At 69.8% G+C, this 17,835-nt stretch carries 14 protein-coding genes; 4 read left to right on the plus strand and 10 right to left on the minus strand.

Annotated elements, in window-relative coordinates; all coding sequences use genetic code 11:
• Positions 1–10 precede the first annotated feature (10 nt).
• Genes ACYVIO_RS36305 through ACYVIO_RS36320 form a run of 4 tightly spaced genes read right to left on the minus strand, consistent with a single transcriptional unit; the run spans position 11 to position 5,352 of the window.
• Positions 11–1,294 (minus strand): hypothetical protein, encoded by a 1,284-nt coding sequence (locus ACYVIO_RS36305; protein WP_460655514.1) that lies wholly within the window; start codon positions 1,292–1,294, stop codon positions 11–13.
• A gap of 52 nt (positions 1,295–1,346) precedes the next feature.
• Entirely contained in the window at positions 1,347–2,648 is a 1,302-nt protein-coding gene (locus ACYVIO_RS36310) for a hypothetical protein (protein ID WP_460655515.1), read from the minus strand.
• Between the two features lie 52 nt (positions 2,649–2,700).
• The gene (locus tag ACYVIO_RS36315; RefSeq protein WP_460655516.1) at positions 2,701–3,993 is read right to left on the minus strand and encodes a hypothetical protein; all 1,293 of its coding nucleotides are present in this window, start codon (positions 3,991–3,993) and stop codon (positions 2,701–2,703) included.
• Positions 3,994–4,047: 54 nt separating this feature from the next.
• Positions 4,048–5,352, minus strand: a complete 1,305-nt coding sequence (locus tag ACYVIO_RS36320) for a hypothetical protein (RefSeq protein ID WP_460655517.1) — start codon at positions 5,350–5,352, stop codon at positions 4,048–4,050.
• A gap of 54 nt (positions 5,353–5,406) precedes the next feature.
• On the opposite strand from ACYVIO_RS36320, the gene ACYVIO_RS36325 reads away from it, so the two are divergent.
• Positions 5,407–6,435 carry an NUDIX hydrolase gene (locus ACYVIO_RS36325; RefSeq protein ID WP_460655518.1) on the plus strand — a complete coding sequence of 343 codons (1,029 nt, stop codon included), beginning with the start codon at positions 5,407–5,409 and terminating at the stop codon, positions 6,433–6,435.
• Here ACYVIO_RS36325 and ACYVIO_RS36330 read toward each other — a convergent pair.
• The 3 genes from ACYVIO_RS36330 to ACYVIO_RS36340 form a co-directional block, all read right to left on the minus strand.
• Positions 6,432–7,055: a hypothetical protein gene (locus ACYVIO_RS36330; RefSeq protein WP_460655519.1), complete on the minus strand. Its 624-nt coding sequence runs from the start codon at positions 7,053–7,055 to the stop codon at positions 6,432–6,434. The two genes, ACYVIO_RS36325 and ACYVIO_RS36330, sit on opposite strands and share 4 nt — an antisense overlap.
• A gap of 36 nt (positions 7,056–7,091) precedes the next feature.
• Positions 7,092–8,336 (minus strand): RNA polymerase sigma factor, encoded by a 1,245-nt coding sequence (locus tag ACYVIO_RS36335; RefSeq protein ID WP_460655520.1) that lies wholly within the window; start codon positions 8,334–8,336, stop codon positions 7,092–7,094.
• Positions 8,337–8,440: 104 nt separating this feature from the next.
• Complete coding sequence (locus tag ACYVIO_RS36340) at positions 8,441–8,809, minus strand: YciI family protein (RefSeq protein WP_460655521.1); 369 nt, start codon at positions 8,807–8,809, stop codon at positions 8,441–8,443.
• A 187-nt stretch (positions 8,810–8,996) separates the two neighbouring features.
• On the opposite strand from ACYVIO_RS36340, the gene ACYVIO_RS36345 reads away from it, so the two are divergent.
• Both ACYVIO_RS36345 and ACYVIO_RS36350 read left to right on the plus strand, forming a co-directional pair.
• The gene (locus ACYVIO_RS36345) at positions 8,997–10,430 is read left to right on the plus strand and encodes a flavin-containing monooxygenase (RefSeq protein WP_460655522.1); all 1,434 of its coding nucleotides are present in this window, start codon (positions 8,997–8,999) and stop codon (positions 10,428–10,430) included.
• A gap of 13 nt (positions 10,431–10,443) precedes the next feature.
• Positions 10,444–11,193 carry a hypothetical protein gene (locus ACYVIO_RS36350; protein ID WP_460655523.1) on the plus strand — a complete coding sequence of 250 codons (750 nt, stop codon included), beginning with the start codon at positions 10,444–10,446 and terminating at the stop codon, positions 11,191–11,193.
• Here the strand turns inward: ACYVIO_RS36350 and ACYVIO_RS36355 are convergent.
• Positions 11,186–12,337 carry a citrate/2-methylcitrate synthase gene (locus ACYVIO_RS36355; RefSeq protein WP_460655524.1) on the minus strand — a complete coding sequence of 384 codons (1,152 nt, stop codon included), beginning with the start codon at positions 12,335–12,337 and terminating at the stop codon, positions 11,186–11,188. The genes ACYVIO_RS36350 and ACYVIO_RS36355 overlap by 8 nt on opposite strands.
• 75 nt (positions 12,338–12,412) lie before the next feature.
• On the opposite strand from ACYVIO_RS36355, the gene ACYVIO_RS36360 reads away from it, so the two are divergent.
• Positions 12,413–13,714 (plus strand): citrate/2-methylcitrate synthase, encoded by a 1,302-nt coding sequence (locus tag ACYVIO_RS36360; protein ID WP_460655525.1) that lies wholly within the window; start codon positions 12,413–12,415, stop codon positions 13,712–13,714.
• 590 nt (positions 13,715–14,304) lie between these two features.
• Here ACYVIO_RS36360 and ACYVIO_RS36365 read toward each other — a convergent pair.
• Both ACYVIO_RS36365 and ACYVIO_RS36370 read right to left on the minus strand, forming a co-directional pair.
• Complete coding sequence (locus tag ACYVIO_RS36365) at positions 14,305–17,022, minus strand: DUF4153 domain-containing protein (RefSeq protein ID WP_460655526.1); 2,718 nt, start codon at positions 17,020–17,022, stop codon at positions 14,305–14,307.
• Positions 17,019–17,720: a response regulator transcription factor gene (locus ACYVIO_RS36370; protein ID WP_460655527.1), complete on the minus strand. Its 702-nt coding sequence runs from the start codon at positions 17,718–17,720 to the stop codon at positions 17,019–17,021. The genes ACYVIO_RS36365 and ACYVIO_RS36370 overlap by 4 nt, the downstream gene beginning before the upstream one ends.
• Between the last annotated feature and the right edge of the window lie 115 nt (positions 17,721–17,835).

Consider the following 17,835-nt stretch of genomic DNA (forward strand, 5'->3'; position numbering starts at 1 on the left):
TCCTCGGGGTTCAGCGGACAGTGAGAGTGAAGGTGTTGCTGGACGTCCCCGTGATCGGCCCGGAGGCCGGCACCACCCAGCGGAACTGGGTGACGCCGCGCTTGTTCCACGGGAACGCGAGCAGGCCGCGGCCGGCGTACACGGTCTTGTACGCAACGCCTTGCCAAGCACCGGAAGCGTTCTTGAACTGCAGCGCGGCCTTCTGCGATCCCGCCGGGTCGACCCACAGGTAGGCCTGCGGCTGGGTGCCGAGAGCAACCGTCGGCTGGATGAACTTCGCCGACACGACCCGCGTGGTCGAGCGGACGGGGTAGGTGAAGCTGTCGGCGCCGAAGCGCGGGACGCCGACCGAGTCGAAGGTGCTGACCGCGACCACGCGGTACTCGCGCGGGCCCGGGTTGCGGAAGGTCGCGACGTAGTTGCCGTCGTAGCCGGTCTTGGTCGTACCGACGACCGTCCAGGGTGCGGTGCGCGACGCGCGCTGGTGCACGACGAGGTCCGTTGTCACCAGCGGATAGCGCCGCGAGTCGCAGGTCTGCGGCATCCACTCGATGAACATCGCGTGCTCGTCCACGTGGCCGGTCAGCGTCGTCGTCCCGCCGTACGGCGTTGTGCCCGGCGCGGTCACCTGTACGTCGGGGACGACGTCGACCGACCGGGAGGCGTAGTCGAACTGCCACGTCCCCCACTCGTTCTTCGGCCTGACCCGGAGCTGGAACGGGACGTCGGGCTTCGGGATCACACCGGTGGGGTCCGCGCTGACGGTCGTCGCGGTCTCGGTGCAGTCCGAGCTCCACACCTCGGGCCGCGGGTCGATCGCCCGGCTGACCACGTAGCTGTACCGGTCCGGTAGGTCGAGCGGATCGTTCGGCGTGGTGTCGACACTGGTATCGGGCTGCAGCGTCCACCGCAGCTGGTCGTACGCCAGGAACGACATCGCGATCCCCCGCCCGGGATAGACGTAGCTGTCGAACGCGACGGAGACCGCCTCGGTGCCGTCCGTCCCGGTGACCGTGACCTGCAGGCTCTGGCCGGCCGAGGTCTTGGGGAAGTCGACGGCGTTCAGGACGAGTTGGTTGGGCTGCGCGGCGGTCGTCTTGCCCAGCTCGGCGGTCTCGACGGTCACGGCGTTGGCCATCGCGGTGGTCTCGGTCCAGGTGATCCGGACCTTGGTGTGCGTCGCGTCGTACCAGCCGATCGTCACCGCGCCGATCCCCGTCCCGGTGGCGTGCGCCGGGACGGGGACGGTGGCGGCCGTGACCAGCAGGGCCAGGGCCAGAGTTCGTTTCAGCATGTGTCCCCCAGGGTGGTCTTACCAAGCTCGATGCGGGACACGGCCGAAAGGTTCAGCGGACGGTCAGTGTGAAGACACCGCTGTACGTCGCATCAGCGCTTGCCGAGGCCGGGACCCACCAGCGGAACTGGGTGGCGCCGCGCTTGTTCCACGGGAAAGCGACCAGACCGCGACCGGCGGACAGAGTCTTGTACGTCAGCCCCTGCCACGCACCTGACGCGTTCTTGAACTGCAGTGCCGCCTTCTGCGAACCCGCCGGATCCACCCACAGGTAGGCCTGCGGCTGCGTGCCCAGGTTGACCACCGGCTGGATGAACTTCGCCGAGACCACCCGTGTGGTCGAGCGGACCGCGACGGTCTGGCTGTCGGCGCCGAAGCGCGGGATGCCGCCCTCGGCGAGCTCGCTCGCGACGACCACGCGGTACTCGCGGTAGCCGGGGTTGCGGAACACCGCCCGGTAGTTGCCGTCAGCACCGGTCTTCGTCGTACCGACGACGGTCCACGGCGCTGCGGCGGACGTCCGCTGCTGGATGATGAGCGTCGTGGCGTTGGCCGCGAAGCGGTGCTCGTCGCAGGTCGGCGGGCTCCCGCTGATCACCATGGCGCTCTGGTCGACGTGCCCGGTGAGCGTGGTGGTGCCGCCGTACGGCGTCCCGCCCGGAGCGGTGACCTGGATGGCGGGAATCGTGCTCACGTCCTGGCTGCCGCCGAACGACGCGCGGCCCCACTCGTTCTTCGGGGTGACCCTGAGCGTGAACGGGTGCCCGGTGTTCGGCAGGACGCCGGTGAGCGCCGCGCTGATGGTGGTGGTCTCGGTGCACATCGAGTTCCACCACTCGTCAGGGTCCGGGTCGAACCCCTGCGTGACCAGGTAACTGGTCCCGTTCGGTACGTCGAGCGGGTCGTTCGGCGTACCGTCGACGCTGGTGTCGGCCGGCAGCGTCCACCGGAGCTGGTTGTACGCCGGGAACGACGTGGCGAGGCTGTTGTTGCCGGGGCTGTAGACGTAACTGTCGTAGGCCACCGAGAGCGCCGAGGTCCCGTCCGAGCCGGCCACGCGGACGTACTGCTGCGTCTGGCCCGCGGACGTCTTCGGTAGGTTCGCGGCGGTCACGACCAACTCGTTCGCCCCGGTTGCCGTGGTCGAGCCGAGCACCGCGGTGAAGCCCGGCTGCACGACGGACAGGGAGTTTGCCATCGGGGTGGATTCGGTCCAGGTGATCCGCACCTTGGTGTGCGTGGCGTCGGACCACGCGAGCGTCACCCCGCCGATCCCCGTCCCGGCGGCGTGCGCCGGGACAGTGACGGTCGAGGCCGTCACCAGCAGAGCCAGCGCCAGTGTTCGTTTCAGCATGGGTCCCCCAGGAATGGTCATACCTGGATCGATGCACGAAACGGCCGAAAGGTTAGCGAACGGTCAGGGTGAAAATACCGCTGTACGTCGCATCAGCGGTCGCCGTCGCCGGGACCCACCAGCGGAACTGGGTGGCACCGCGCTTGTTCCACGGGAAGGCCAGGATGCCTCGGCCGGCGTACAGAGTCTTGTACGAGACGCCCTGCCAAGCACCCGCGGCATTCTTGAACTGCAGCGCCGCCTTCTGTGAGCCCGCCGGATCGACCCAGAGATAGGCCTGCGGCTGAGTCCCGAGAGTGATCACCGGGCTGATGAACTTGGCCGACACCACCCGCGTCGTCGAGCGGACCACGACCAACCGGCTGTCCGCGCCGAAGCGGGGCGTGCCGTTCGGGTCGGTCCCGCTGGCGACGACCACGCGGTACTCGCGGTGACCGGGATTGCGGAACACCGCGCGATAGTTGCCGTCAGCTCCGGTCTTCGTCGTCCCCACCACCGTCCACGGCGCGGTGTCGGAGGTGCGCTGATGGATGATCAGCGTCGTCTGCACTGCGGGGACACGGTCCTCGTCGCAGCTCGGCGACATGCTCCTCAGCACCAGGTCGATCTGGTCCACGTGCCCGGTCAGGGTCGTCGTACCGCCGTACGGCGAAGTGCCGGCACCTGTCACCTGGACCGCCGGGATCGTGCTCACGTCGCGGGAGGCACCGTTCAGCACGCCCCACTCGTTCTTGGGCCTGATGTACAGGTCGAAGGGACGCCCGTTGTTCGTCAGGATCCCGGTGGGCGTCGCACTGATGCTGAAGGTGTCGTCGCACATCGAGGTCGTCCAGGTGCTCGGATCCGGGTCGAACCCCTGCGCGACCAGGTAGGTGTACCCGCCCGGCAGATCGAGCGGGTCGTTCGGCGTACCGTCGACGCTGTCGTCGGGCCGCAGCGTCCAGCGCACCTGGTTGTACGCCGGGAACGACATGCTCAGGCGGTCCGCCGGAGGATCGTAGACGTACGTGTCGAAGGCGGCCGAGCGCGCCGAGGTCTCGTCCGAGCCGGCCACGACGATCTGCTGCTTCTCGGCCGCGGTCGACCGCGGGAACAGGCCGATGCCCGCGACCAACTCGTTCGCCCCCGTGGCCGTGGTCGAGCCGAGGTCGGCGGTCATGCCTCCCTGGACCGTCACGGTGTTGGCCACCGGCGTCGTCTCCGACCAGGTGATCCGGACCTTGCTGTGCGCCGCGTCGTACCAGGCGATCGTCACCGGACCGATCCCTGTCCCGGCGGCGTGCGCCGGGACGGAGACGGTCGAGGCCGTCAGCAGCAGAGCCAGGGCCAGTGTCCGCTTCAGCATGTCTCCCCCAGGGGTGGTGTTACCTGGGTCGATGCACGAAACGACGGAAAGGTTTCAGCGAACGGTCAGCGTGAAGGGCGCGCCGTAGATCTCGTCCACGGTCGGCGAGCCGGGAACCCACCAGCGGAACTGGGTCGTGCCGCGCTTGTTCCACGGGAACGTGAGCAGCCCACGCCCGGCGTACAGGGTCTTGTAGCCGAGCCCTTGCCAGGCACCCGAAGCGTTCTTGAACTGCAGCGCCGCCTTCTGCGAGCCGGCCGGGTCGGCCCAGAGGTAGGCCTGCGGCTGGGCGCCGAGGGCAATCACCGGGTTGATGAACTTGGCCGAGACGATCCGGGTCTGCGAGCGGACGGCAACGGTCCGGCTGTTGGCGCCGAAGGTGACCGCGCCGCGGTAGTCGACGGGCTGCAGGCTGTTGGCGACGACGACCCGGTACTGGCGGTGGCCCGGGTTCTTGAAGCTCGCGGTGTAGTTGCCCCGGACATCGGTCTTGGTGGTGCCGACGACCGTCCAGGGCTCGTTGTCGCCGGTCCGCTGGTGCACGACGACCGTCGTGTCCGAGTCCGGGAACACGACCTCCTCGCAGTGTCCCCGGTACTCCTCGATGTCCAGGGACCGCCGGTCGACGTGGCCGGTCAGCGTGGTCGTCGCGCTGTACGCCGTCCGGCCCGGCTCGACCACCGACACGCCGTCGACGGTGTCGATCAGCGACGCCTTGTCCCAGGCGGAGCCCCACTCGTTCACCCCGCCGATGATCAGCTCGTGCGCTCCGGCCGGCTTCGCGATCGTGCCGGTCGGGCTCGTGGTCGACGTCGTGGTCCCGCCACAGGAGTTCGGGATCGGCCCACCGGGGTCCGAGTCGCCGGATCCGTTGCCCCAGGTGAGCTCGTACAGCGTCGGCTCGGTGAGGTCCAGCGGGTCGTTCGGCGTGCTGTCGACGGCGGTGTCCACGGGCACGGTCCAGCGCAGCTGGTCGTACGACGGGAAGCTCGTCGTGATCGACTTCGGTGCGTAGACGTAGCTGTCGAACTCGACCGACTTGGCCTGAGCGCCGTTCGGTCCGTCGACCACGATCCGGTGGCTCTGACCGGCGTACGTCTGGGGGACGTCGTAGGCGTTCAGCAGGATCTGGTTCGGTCCGTCGGCGGTGGTCGGGGTCCCGTCGCCGCCGTCGACGGCGACGGTGTTGGCGACCGGGGCCGCCTCCGACCAGGTGACCTTGATCTTGGTGTGGGTGGCGTCGGACCAGCTGATCTTCACGTCGCTGATCGGCGCCGCGGCGGACGCTGTCGTGGGGAGCACCCAGGGGGCCGCCAGCAGTACGCCGGCGGCGGCCAGGGTGGGGAGGGTTCTGTTCACCTCCCCCTCGATGCATCGGAGGCCGATGAAGTTGCGTCGGGTACCGTTCCGGAGGTGACTGGTGTGCCGCCGCAACCGACGCTGACCGACGGGGATCTCACGCTGCGCCCGTGGCGCGACGAGGACATCGACATCGCGCACGGACTGGCCGACGACCAGATGGTTCGCTGGTTCGGTCTGGCCGGTACGCCGCCGCGGTCCGATCTGGCCGACGCGGTCGAGCGGTCGCGCCGCGCGTACGCCGATGACCGGTCGGTGGTGAACTTCGTGGTGGAGCTGGCCGGTGAATCCGGCCCGGTCGGCACGGTCGAGGTCCGGCGGATCTCACCGGGGGTCGGCGCGGTCACCTGGACGACGTACAAGCCGTATCGCGGGCGGCAGATCGCTCGGCGCGCGGTGCGGGTGCTGGTGGTGTACGCGTTCGGCGAGCTCGGGCTGGACCGGCTGCAGGTCCACGTCGACCCCGAGAACCGCGCCGCGGCACGGGTCGCGATTCGGTCCGGGTTCCGGCGCGAGGGGCTGCTGCGCGGGGGCGCCGTACTGCAGGGTGAGCGGCGGGACGTCGCGGTGTACGGGCTGCGGCGCGACGATCCGCGAGCGGACACGCTCTCGGGCTGGACCGCGCTGATGGACTCGGTGCTGCCGAAGAAGCGGGTGATCGCGCACGTCGTCGTACGGGATCCGGCTGGGCGCGTGCTGCTGTGCAAGGTGAGCTACAAGAAGGATCTCGAGCTGCCCGGCGGTGTCGTCGAGCCGGACGAGGACCCGCTGACCGGCGCGCGGCGCGAGATGGAGGAAGAGCTCGGGACCGCGCTGCCGGTGAACGGCGTGCTGGCGATCGACTGGCTGCCTCGGTGGGAGGGCTGGGGCGACGCGATCGAGATTCTGTACGACGGTGGCGTGCATGACGCGTCGCTGATCTCGACGTTGCAGCCGGACGGGTTCGAGATCCTCGGGCTGGATTGGTACGCGCCGGAGGACCTGGCCGGCCTGGTCTCGCCACTCAACGCCCGGCGGTTGCCGGTGCTGCTGGCGGAGCCCGACAAGCTGCACAACCTGCGCGACGGGTCGTCGTACAGCTAACGCTCGAGCACGGCGCGGCGGCGAGCGACCACTGCTGCCGCGGGGACCACGAGCAGCACGGCGATGATCAGCAGGAACGCGCCGACCCCGATCGCCTCCTTGTCGTACCCGAGCAGCGGGCTGCCGACCAGCACCACGGCCGCGCCCAGCAGCAGCGCGATCAGCGCCTTGTCGAGCAATAACGTCGTCGCGACGCCGAGCCAGGCGGTCAGTACGGCGATGATCACCGCCCAGAACGCGAGCGCCTGCACGTCGCCCCACAGGTAGACGTCCGTCTGCGGCAGACCGTCCTCCTTCCGGGGCACCAGGTCGTTGATCGCGAACGTGCCGACCATCACGGGGACCGTCAGGGCGATCGCGACCAGCCCGGCCGTGGCCAGCTTGGCGAAGTAGGTCCTGAGCGGTGTGGCACCGGACGCGCCGGCCACGGCGATGCCGAGCACGAACGTGCAGAGCGCGAGGAAGATCGCCACCGGCGGCAGCAGGTCGAGGAACAGACTGTCGCGGCGGCCGTCGCTGGTCGCGACCAGCAGGTACATCACCGCCAGGACCAGGACGACGCCGATCAGCCCGGCCAGGATCGACCGGCCGGTGAAGGCGCGCCTCAGCTCGGCGATCACTGCCCCTGGACCTGACCGGAAGAACTCATACCCCAGTCAAGCACCGCCGTGCACGGTCGGCAACGATGCCCGCCGACGACTCAGAAATCGTTGCTCGGCGCCGTTGGCGGTCAGCTCGATCGCCGCGTCGTACGCCGTGACCGCTTCGTCGGTTCTTCCCAGTCGCGCCAGTACGTCGGCGCGCGTGGCCGGCAGGTACGGGTACGCCTTCAGCGCCGACTCCTTGCCCAAGGCATCCAATTCGCCGAGCACCTCGGTCAGGTCCGCGCCCGGGACCAGGCTCTGCGCGGCCGCCCGGTTGAGTGCGACGATCGGCGACGGCCAGCCGACCAGCATCGCGTCGTACATCCGGACGACCTGCGCCCAGTCGGTCCGCTCCCAGCTGGGCGCGGTGACATGCAGCCCGGCAACCGCCGCCTGCAAGGCGAATCGCCCCGGCTTCTCCCGTTGCCGCAGCGCCGCGGTCGCGCGACTGACGCCCTCCGCGAGCATCTTGATGTCCCACCGCGAACGGTCCTGGTCGGCGAGCAGCACCAGTTCGCCGTCCTCGCTCACCCGCGCATCACCCCGGGCCTGCGTCATCAGCAGCAAGGCCAGCAACGACTGCGGCTCAGGCTCATCGGGCATCAATCGCACCAGCAACTGTGCCAGCTCGATCGCCCGCCCGGTCAGGTCCGCCCGCGTCAGCTCCGGCCCGGCGGCCACATGCCCGGCGGTGTAGACCAGTTGCACCACCGTCAGTACGGCGTCCAGCCTGCTCGCGAGCTCGTCGTCGGCAGGAATTCGGTACGGAATGCCCGCGGCCGCGATCTTCTTCTTCGCCCGGGTGATCCGGGCCGCCGCGGTCGCCTCGCTGATCAGCAGCCCCGCCGCGACCTCCCGCGTCGTCAGGCCGCAGATCAGGCGCAACGTCAGCGCGACCTGGGAGTCGCGCGCCAGCGCCGGGTGGCAGCAGGTGAACACCAGCCGGAGCGGGTCGGTCGGCTGCTCGATCTCGTCCGGTTCCTCGACGAGCAGCAGCAGTTTGCGCCGCAACGTCGTCTCGCGCCGGAGTTTGTCGAGCGCCAGCCGCTTGGCGACGGTGGTCAGCCAGCCGGCCGGGTTGTCCGGGATCTGCTCGGGCCAGGTGCGGAGGGCTCGTACGAACGCCTCCTGGGCGCAGTCCTCGGCGAGATCGAGGTCGCGCGTGACACGCACGGTCGAGGCCAGCACCACCGACCAGCACTCCCGGTGCGCCGCCTCGACCCGCTCGGCCACGACCCGAGCACTCGTTCCCACCATTCACCTCCTGTACGCCGGGCGCATGCTCCCGTCGTACCGCTCGATCCTTCGCCGAACCAGGCTGGGTGGTGGGGTCACCCGGTGGAGACCCCACCACCCAGCACCTACGCCGGCGGCCCGGAGCCTTCCGAGGTGTCCATCACCGGACGGACCTCGATGTTGCCCGACGGGACGAGCTTGGCCAGCGCGAGCGCCTGGTCCAGGTCCTTGGCCTCGACCAGGTAGAACCCGCCGAGGGCTTCCTTGGTCTCGATGAACGGGCCGTCGGTGACCAGCGGCTCGCCGTCGCCCTTCTTGATCGTGCTCGCGGTGGACGAAGGCTGCAGCGCCTCTCCGCCGACGACCCGCGCCCCCGCCGCCTCCACGGCCGCCATGAACTCGGTGTGCAGCTTCATCTGCGACTGCCAGTCCTCGGCCGTCACCTGGTCGTACCACTCCTCGGTGTCGAAGAGCATGAACATGTACTGCGCCATCACGGGCTCCCTCGTTGTGGGGTTCTACTGACATCTTGCTGACGATCGCGCGGGAGCGGAATCGACAAACCCGTTCGGCAACTTTGCGTGTGGGTCACGTGACCTGGCGTACACCGCGCCAACCACGGGTGGACTATTGTTGACGAAGCACTCAACAAGCGGCCCCGGCCGCGGCAGGGAGGCACGCGTGGAGCACCTGGACGTCCTGATCGTCGGCGCCGGCCTGTCCGGCATCGGTGCGGCGTACCGCCTGCAGACCCAGAGCCCCGAGCGCTCGTACGCCGTACTGGAGGCACGCGAGGACCTCGGCGGGACCTGGGACCTGTTCCGCTACCCGGGGATCCGGTCGGACTCGGACATGTTCACGCTCGGCTTCCCGTTCCACCCGTGGACGGCGGCCAAGGCGATCGCGGACGGGCCGTCGATCCTGGAGTACCTGCACGAGACGGCGTCGACGTACGGGATCACCTCGAAGATCCGCTTCGGCCGGAAGGTCGTGTCGGCGTCCTGGTCGACCGCCGACGCGCGGTGGACCGTGGAGACGCCGGAGGAGTCGTACACGTGCAACTTCTTGTACGTGTGCAGCGGGTACTACGACTACGACAGCGGGTACGTCGTCGACTTCCCGGGGCTGTCGTCGTACGAGGGGCGGGTGGTGCACCCGCAGCACTGGCCGGACGATCTCGACTACACCGGCAAGCGGGTCGTCGTGGTCGGCAGCGGCGCGACCGCGGTGACCTTGGTTCCCGCGATGGCTGACCAGGCCGAGCACGTGACGATGCTGCAGCGCTCGCCGTCGTACATCGCCTCGCGGCCGGCCGTCGACGCCGTCTCTGATCGGCTCCGCGCGGTCCTGCCTGAACGGCTTGCCCATCGGGTCATCCGGGGGAAGAACGTCGCCTTCAGTTCGCTTGCGTACGGCGCCTTTCGGCGCTTCCCCGCTCATGCCGCAGCCTTCCTGAACAAGGCGGCGGCGCAGCAGCTGCCTGAGTCGATTCCTGCCGATCCGCATTTCGTCCCCCGCTACAAGCCCTGGGATCAGCGGTTGTGCCTGGTCCCTGACTCCGATCTGTTCCGGGCCTTCCGGAAGGGCAATGCGTCGATCGTCACCGACGAGATCGACACTTTCACCGCGGACGGCGTCCTGCTCCGGTCCGGTGAGCACCTCCCCGCCGACGTCGTCGTCACCGCGACCGGCCTGAAGATGGTTGCCCTCGGCAAGATCGCGCTGACGGTCGACGGCCGGTCGGTGTCGGTGGGTGAGACGTTCGTGTACCGGGGGATGATGCTCAGCGGCGTACCGAACCTCGCCTGGTGCATCGGCTACACGAACAACTCCTGGACGTTGCGCTCCGACCTGACTTCGCAGTACTTGTGCCGGCTTCTCAACCACATGGCGCGCACCGGCACGCGGGTCTGCCTGCCCGAGATCGCCGCCGAGGAGTACACGAAGCCGGCTCGGCCGGTCGTCGATCTGACCTCCGGCTACATCCAGCGGGCTGCTGCTCTGCTCCCCCGCCAGGGCACGACCGGGCCTTGGCGTCTTCGCCAGAACTACCCGCGGGATCTGGTGGCCCTGCGCTTCGGCAAGGTGACCAATCCGGACCTGCACTTCAGCTAGTAGCGTGCGGGGTATGGCTCGATCACCTGTGGGGCGGCTGGTTGAGCACTACCGCCGCCATGACGGACTGAGCTGGATGTACGGCCAGGGGTCGGTCATGACCGGACTCACCGAGGACTCCGATCTCGACTTCATCCTCGTCTGGTCCGCGGACGTGCCTGCTGCGGCGACCCTGCCCGTGCCCTCCGACCTAGTCCGGCACGGAGAGCTGGGGCTGGAGAAGGCTCGCGTCGACGGGTACGACGTGGATCTCATGCACATTCCGCTGCGTACGTTCGAGGGCTGGATGGCTTCGCTCGACCGCGGCGACGGCTGGGCTGGCACGGCCTGGCCGTTGCCGATCTACGTCGCTGCGGGCCTTGCGACGTCCGAGCTGCTGCTCGACCCCAGCGGGCTTGGAGCCGAGCAACGTCTGCGCGCTCAGACCCCAGCGCCCGCACTCGTCACAAAGGTCCGGCAGCAGCTCGAGGCCGCGACCCCTGCCTTCGTCAAGGAGCTCCGCCGCGCAGCCGAAGGCGGCCATCTTTGGCTGCACGCGGACCTCGCCGTACAACTGCACAAGCTGATCTACACCGCATGGTTCTTGGCCGAGGGCAACTATCCGCCGTTCCCCAAGTACCTGCCCCAGTGGTACGAGCGGTTCGGCATGGACCCCGAGATCCGGCGCCTCGAAGCCGCGTACTGGACCACCCGAGATCCCGCCGAGGCAACCGAAGCGCTTCAGCTGCTGGCTGTTGCCGTGCTCGAGCTGCCCGTCAGCTGACCGGCGCGGGCGGCGGCGGCCCGACGTACCGGGCTGCTGGTCTGATGACCTTGCCCTCCTCGGCCTGCTCCAAGATGTTGGCGGTCCAGCCGATCACTCGGCTCGTCGCGAAGGTCGGCGTGAACATCGACCGCGGCAGCCCGCACAGTTCCATCACCACGCCGGCGTAGAACTCGACGTTGGCGTACAGGTTCCGCCCCGGCTTCAGCTCGGCCAGTACGTCGACCACCGTGCGCTCGACGGTCACGGCGAAGTCGACCAGCTCACCGCCGAGCCCCTGCGCGATCTCCCGGAGCATCAGCGAGCGCGGGTCGTCGGTGCGGTAGACCGCGTGGCCGAACCCCATGATCCGGTCGCCGCTCGCGACCTTCGCGCGCACCCACGCGTCCGCGCGGTCCGGCGTACCGATCTCGTCCAAGCTCGCCAGCGCTCGATCCGGGGCACCACCGTGGAGTGGGCCCGAGAACGCGCCGAGCGCGCCGGCGACGGCCGACACGACGTCCGCGCCGGTCGACGCGATGACGCGCGCGGTGAACGTCGACGCGTTGAACCCGTGGTCGATCGTCGCGATCAGGTAGCTCTCGATCGCCGCGACCTGCTGCGCGGTCGGCTCCGCGCCGTTGACGAGATAGAGCCAGTTCGCCGCCGCGCTGAGGTCGTCGCGTGGTTCGAGCGGCTGCTCGCCCTGCCGCAACCGGTGCAGCGCCGCAAGAATCGTCGGCGTCACCGCACACACCAGCATCGCGTCGGCCTTGCGGCGCGCGGGATCGGCGTCCCACAACGGCGGCAGATCGCGCGCCGCTGCCAGCACCGACAACGCCGTGCGGAGTCCGGCCAACGGCTTCTCCCGTACGCCGGCCGCCGCCACCGCGGGCAGGATCTCCCTGACCTCTTCCGGCAGCACTCGCAGCGGCGCTACCTCGGCCAGGAATGCCTCGCGCTCCCCCGCACTCGGCAACCTGCCTTCGAGCATCAGGAACCAGACGTCCTCCACCGTCTTCGTCCGCGCCAGCTCGATCGCCGAGTACTGGCGGTAGTGGTAGAAGCCCTCGTCACCGCGTACGTCGCCCAGCTCGGTCTCCGTCACGACCACGTTCCGCAGGCCGGGCGGGACCTCGAAGAGTTGATCCACATTGATTGACATGGATTCAAGTTGATCTCAGAATCCACTATTGTCAATGTTGATCAAGTCAACATCAACGTTCCCGGGAGCGTGACTGTGCCGGATCCGAGTGACGAGCATTACCTCACCACCGCCCAGGTGGCCGCCCGTCTGAAGGTGAAACCCGAGACCGTCTACGCGTACGTCAGCCGAGGCCTCCTCACCAGCACCCGAGCCCGAGGGCGCCGCGGCAGCCTGTTCCTCGCCGCCGACGTAGACCGCCTGGCCGGCCGCACCGTCGACCACCCCGGCGCCATCGAACGCATCGAGACCCAGCTGACCCTCATCACCCAGGACGAGCTCTTCTACCGAGGCCACCGAGTCCGAGACCTGGCCGCCACCCACACCGTCGAGTCAGTAGCCACCCTCCTGTGGACCGGCACCCTGCCGGCGCCGATCCCGCCGCGTTCCCCCAAGCGCCGCAACCGGGCTACCTCCTCCGCCGGGGGTGCGACGGCAGAAGCCGTCGGTTCGGCGGCGTTTCCGGCCCCGCCTGAGCAAGTTGCCTTGGCGCGGCAGGCGATCGCCGTCGCACCGGCAACCGCTCGGTTGACGGACAAGCTGCGGATTGCGGTTGCCGTACTCGGCGCCGGGGATCCGCTGCGGTACGACCTCTCCCCCAAGGCTGTCGTGCTCACGGCTCGCCGCCTGCTCGGAGTGCTCGTCGCTGCCCTCCCAGGGCCAGAGGTCGACACCTCGCAGACCTTCGGCGCGCGCCTCTGGCCGAAGCTGGCGCCCGATGCCGCGCCTCGACCGGAGTCGATGAATGCCCCGCCCCCGCCGGAGTTGCTGAATGCCGCGCCTCGGCCGGAGTTGCTGAATGCCGCCGTCATTCTGCTCGCCGACCACGGGCTTGCTGTCTCGACGATCGCGGCGCGCGTCGCCGCCAGCAGTCGGGCCAACCTGTACGCCGTGATCTCGGCCGGCCTCGGCGCACTCGACGGACATCTGCACGGCGCCGCTCCGACCCTCGCCTACGACTTCCTCGGGCGAGCACTCGCCGATCCGACCAAAGCCTTGTCCGACCAGCTCCGCTCAGGCGAACCGGTCCCCGGCTTCGGGCACACGATCTACCAGCAGCGCGACCCGCGGGCCGAGATCCTGCTCGGCATGCTCGGCGACCATCCGGTGGTCGGAGTGGTCGAGGAACTGACGGCTCGAGTCCCAAGCTTCCCCAACTCGGACCTCGCCCTGGCGGCGATCCTGCACGCCCACGGCCTACCAGGCGAAGCCGGCGAGGCCCTGTTCGCCATCGCCCGCATGATCGGCTGGACGGCGCACGCTCTGGAGGAGTACGCCGCACCCCCGCTGCGCTTCCGGACCCTGGGCGTCTACACAGGCCCCGAAAGCACCACCTAGGTCGCCGGACCCAGTAGGTACAGCGGTCGCCACCGGGGCCGGTACTTGCGGCCGTCGCCAGGCCCGCCCCTGGACGCGGCACGTACGGCGGACCGGACCCGGCACAGGGCTGTGGCTGCGACCGGACCCGGCGCGCCTCGCGGCTCAGCCGACGCGCACGCCGGTCGTCCTCGCCCGTCGATCGCGCGCCCCCGCCGACGCTGGTGGCCGGGGCCGGTACTTACGGCCGTCGCCAGGCCCGGCCCTGGCCGCGGCATGTACGGCGGACCAGGACCGGCGCAGGTTGTGGCTGCGGCCGGGCCCGGCGCAGGCGTGTGCTTGCGGCCGGACCCGGCGCGCCTCGCGGCACAGCGGTCGCCGCCCGGCCCGGTACTTGCGGCCGTCGCCAGGCCCGGCCCTGGACGCGGCATGTACGGCGAACCGGACCCGGCGCAGGCGTGTGGCTGCGGGCGGGCCCGGCGCAGGTCTGTGGCTGCGGCCGGACCCGGCGCGCCTCGCGGCTCAGCCGATGCACGCCGGTCTTCCTCGTCCGTCGATCGCCGCGCCCCGCCGACACCCGTGGCGGGGGCGCGACCTCCTCCTAAACCAGCTCAGCCCGTCGGGCAGGTGGGGTCGGGGGAGATTCGGCCGGTGGATGTCGGGCTGATCAGGTTGTGGGCTCGGTGGCGGCCCAGGTTCCATTCGAGCCAGTCGTCGGTGCTGCGTTCGTGGCCGGACAGGGCGCACTGCTCTACGTTGTCGGGGAGCTTGGCGAGGACCGGTACGGCGTCGTCGGACAGGCTTTGCAGGTACCACCAGTCGACCTTGCCGGTGGCGGTGTAGCGGTCGACGTTGTGCTCGGCGATCCAGGCGTCGGGGTTGATGGCCGCGAGCATCAGCAGGAGGCCGGCGCCGCTCAGCAACGCTGCCCGGGGCAACCATCCGGCCTTCAGGGTGAGGCCGGCCACCATCACGCCGATGACGAGCAGGCCGAGCCAGCCCTCGAAGACGTCGACGAGCAAACGCAGTTCGGTGAAGCCGTACGCCTGCTGGTACACGTGCATCCGATAGAGCGCCGAGGCAACGACCACGAGCGTGAGGGCGCAGAGCAGACCGAGCGAGACGCGCAGCCAGAGGACGTCGTCGGACGTCGTACGGGGTGCTTTGCGGGCGGCGGCCCAGACGACGAGCAGGGTGAGGGCGGTCGCGACGGTTAGTTGCCCGAAGCCCTGATGAACGTACTCGGCGTACGTGAGGCCGGTGATGCGTTCGAGGTAGTCGTGGCCGCCGAAGATGACCGTGGCCTGGGCGGCGAGAAAGACGAGGAAGACGCCGTCGACGAGCAGGACCGGCGCGAGCCATTCGTACCGGCGAGCGACCGGGCGCGCGGTGCCGGAGTCGACCTCGACGTTCGGCGGGTTGATGCCGAGGTACGTCGCCGCGAGGACGACACCGCCGACGGCGACGGTGATGAAGGCGCGCAGGACGAAGGAGTCGAGCTCGAGGTCGGGGACGATCGCGCCCATCCACTCGCCGAACACCGCGTCGGCCGAGGAGAACAGGAGGCCGAAGACGAGGACGCCGAGGGCGGACAGTACGACGGTCCGCACCATGGCGGCGTTGGCGCGCAGGCCGCCGACGCGGCGGGCCGAGCGGCCGAGCCAGGGCAGGCCGCGGAGGCCGGCGAGCGGCCAGGCGATGCCTGCGAGCACGAAGGACGGGACACTGCGACCGTTCACCAGCGCCGCCATGCAGAGCGCGCCGCCCGCGAACAGGCAGAGGACGGAGATCCATTCAGCGTCCCGTACGACGACTGTTGCCGCCAGCAACAAGCAGAGCGCCGCGCAGATCTGGGTGAACCGCGAACGGCGATTGACGCTGAAGCCGAGGATCACTCCCCCGGCGGCCACCAGTACGACGAACGTCCCCAGCCCCAGATCGCGGAACGGCAGGACGATCGCCGCCAGCAGGCCAACGCCCAGGCACCAGAGCAGGGCCCGCAAGCTCCCCGGCACCGGCGCGTCGGGCCAGAACTTCCCGAACATCAGGTCCATCCCGGACTCGGACGGGCGGTGCACCGGCACGTATGCGGCGCCGGGTGGGGCGATGGTCGCCGTACCGGACACACCACTCGGCAGCGGCTTGCTGCCGGCCCCGGCGGGCGGTGTGGCCTTGGATGGAGCCTTGGGCGCGGCGTCGGAGCCCGCAACGGGCCGCTCTGGGTTGTCACCAGGTGTCGTCATGGTTGGTTTGTGTGCCTCTCTCCGTGCTTGGGCGAACGGGCGGGGATGGTTCGGCAGGTCGACGCGGACTCTGGCGCCGGTACGACGTGGTTCGGGATCGACGAAGTGGATGGTGCCGCCGTGGAGGTCGGTGACCCAGCGGGCGATCGCGAGGCCCAGGCCGGTACCGCCGCCGCCGTCGGTTTCGGCGAGGGTGCCGAAGCGTTCGAACACGCGGTCCCGGTCGGCGGCGGGAATCCCGGGGCCGTCGTCGGCGACCTCGAGACGCCAGCCGTCGGGCGACTGGCGGGCGCTGATACGGACCTCACCACCGGCCGGGCTGTGGCGGGACGCGTTGTCGAGCAGGTTGGCGATGAGCTGCTGGAGGCGCGCGGGGTCGGCGGGGACGGTCAGGCCCGCGGGCGTCACGCGTACGTCGTATCGGACCTGTCGACCGGTCACCCGGGCCTCGGCAACGGCTCGATCGAGCAGGTCCTGTACGGCGACCTGGGTGGTGGTGAGTTTGGCTTTGCCTGCGTCGACGCGTGCCAGGTCGAGCAAGTCGGAGGCGAGTGCGGACAGGCGTTCGGCCTGGTCCAGCGCCGTACGGAGAGCGACGGGGTCGGGCTCGGCTACGCCGTCGACGAGGTTTTCCAGTACGGCGCACAGCGCGGCGAGCGGGGTACGGAGTTCGTGGCTGACGTTGGCGACGAGTTCGCGGCGTTGACGGTCGACGGCGGCGAGGTCCTCGGCCATGCGGTTGAAGGCTCGACCGAGTTCGCCGACCTCGTCGCTGGAGGAGGCGGTCACGCGGGCGGAGTAGTCGCCGCGGGCCATCCCTCGGGCTGCGGCGGTCATTTCCCGCAGCGGGGAGGTCATGCCGACGGCCAGCAGTTGGGTGACCGCGAGCGCGAGGGCGACGGTGACCGGGATGCTGAGCCAGACCGGGACGCTGCCCACGGCTCCGACCGCTGCCAGCACGGAGGCCAGGGTGGTGCTGACGGCGACCAACAGGCCGAGCTTGGTCTTGACCGAGCGCATCTGGTCGAGGGGTGCCGACCGTGGGGCTCCCTCGGTGGCAGGCGGGTTCTGGGGGTCGATGCTCACGGCGTACCGCCTGGTTCGAGGGCGTAGCCGGTGCCGTGGACGGTGCGGATCCGGTGCGGGCCGATCTTGGCGCGCAGCGCTTTGACGTGGCTGTCGACCGTGCGGGTGCCGGAGGCGCCGGGCCAGCCCCAGACTTCGGCGTACAGGTTCTCGCGGGTCAGTACGGCGCCTGGGCTGCCGGCCAGGCAGAGCAGCAGGTCGAACTCGGTGGGCGTCAGGTGGACCTCGGTGCCGCCGACCCAGGCGCGGCGGGCGGCCGCGTCGACGCGGAGGTCGCCGAGGTCGGGGGTGTCGACGCGGTTGGCCAGTTCGGCGGCTCGTTCGACGCGGCGCAGGAGGGCGCCGACGCGGGCGACCAGTTCGCGCATGCGGAACGGCTTGGTCAGGTAGTCGTCGGCGCCGACGCCGAGGCCGATCAGGATGTCGGCCTCGTCGTCGCGGGCGGTCAGCATCAGCACCGGGACCGGGCGCGCCGCCTGGATCCGGCGGCACACCTCGTGGCCGTCGAACCCAGGCAGCATCACGTCCAGCACCACGAGATCGGGCTGCGCCGACTCGTACTGCGTCACCGCACCTGGACCGTCCCAGGCCTGTACGACGTCGTACCCGGATCCCCGCAGCCGGTCAGCGACCGCCTGGTTGATGACCGGCTCGTCCTCGACGACGAGGATCCTCGCGCCCGTTCCGTTCACTGGCATGCTGCGAGCCTAGGAGCCCGACTGGTCAGGAACCGGGGACGACTCGTGAAGGTTCTGTGCAGGTCCGCGGATCGCGACCTTGTGCACCGGTCAGCCGAGATCCCGCGCTCGTGGC

It is taken from the genome of Kribbella endophytica (assembly GCF_054781295.1).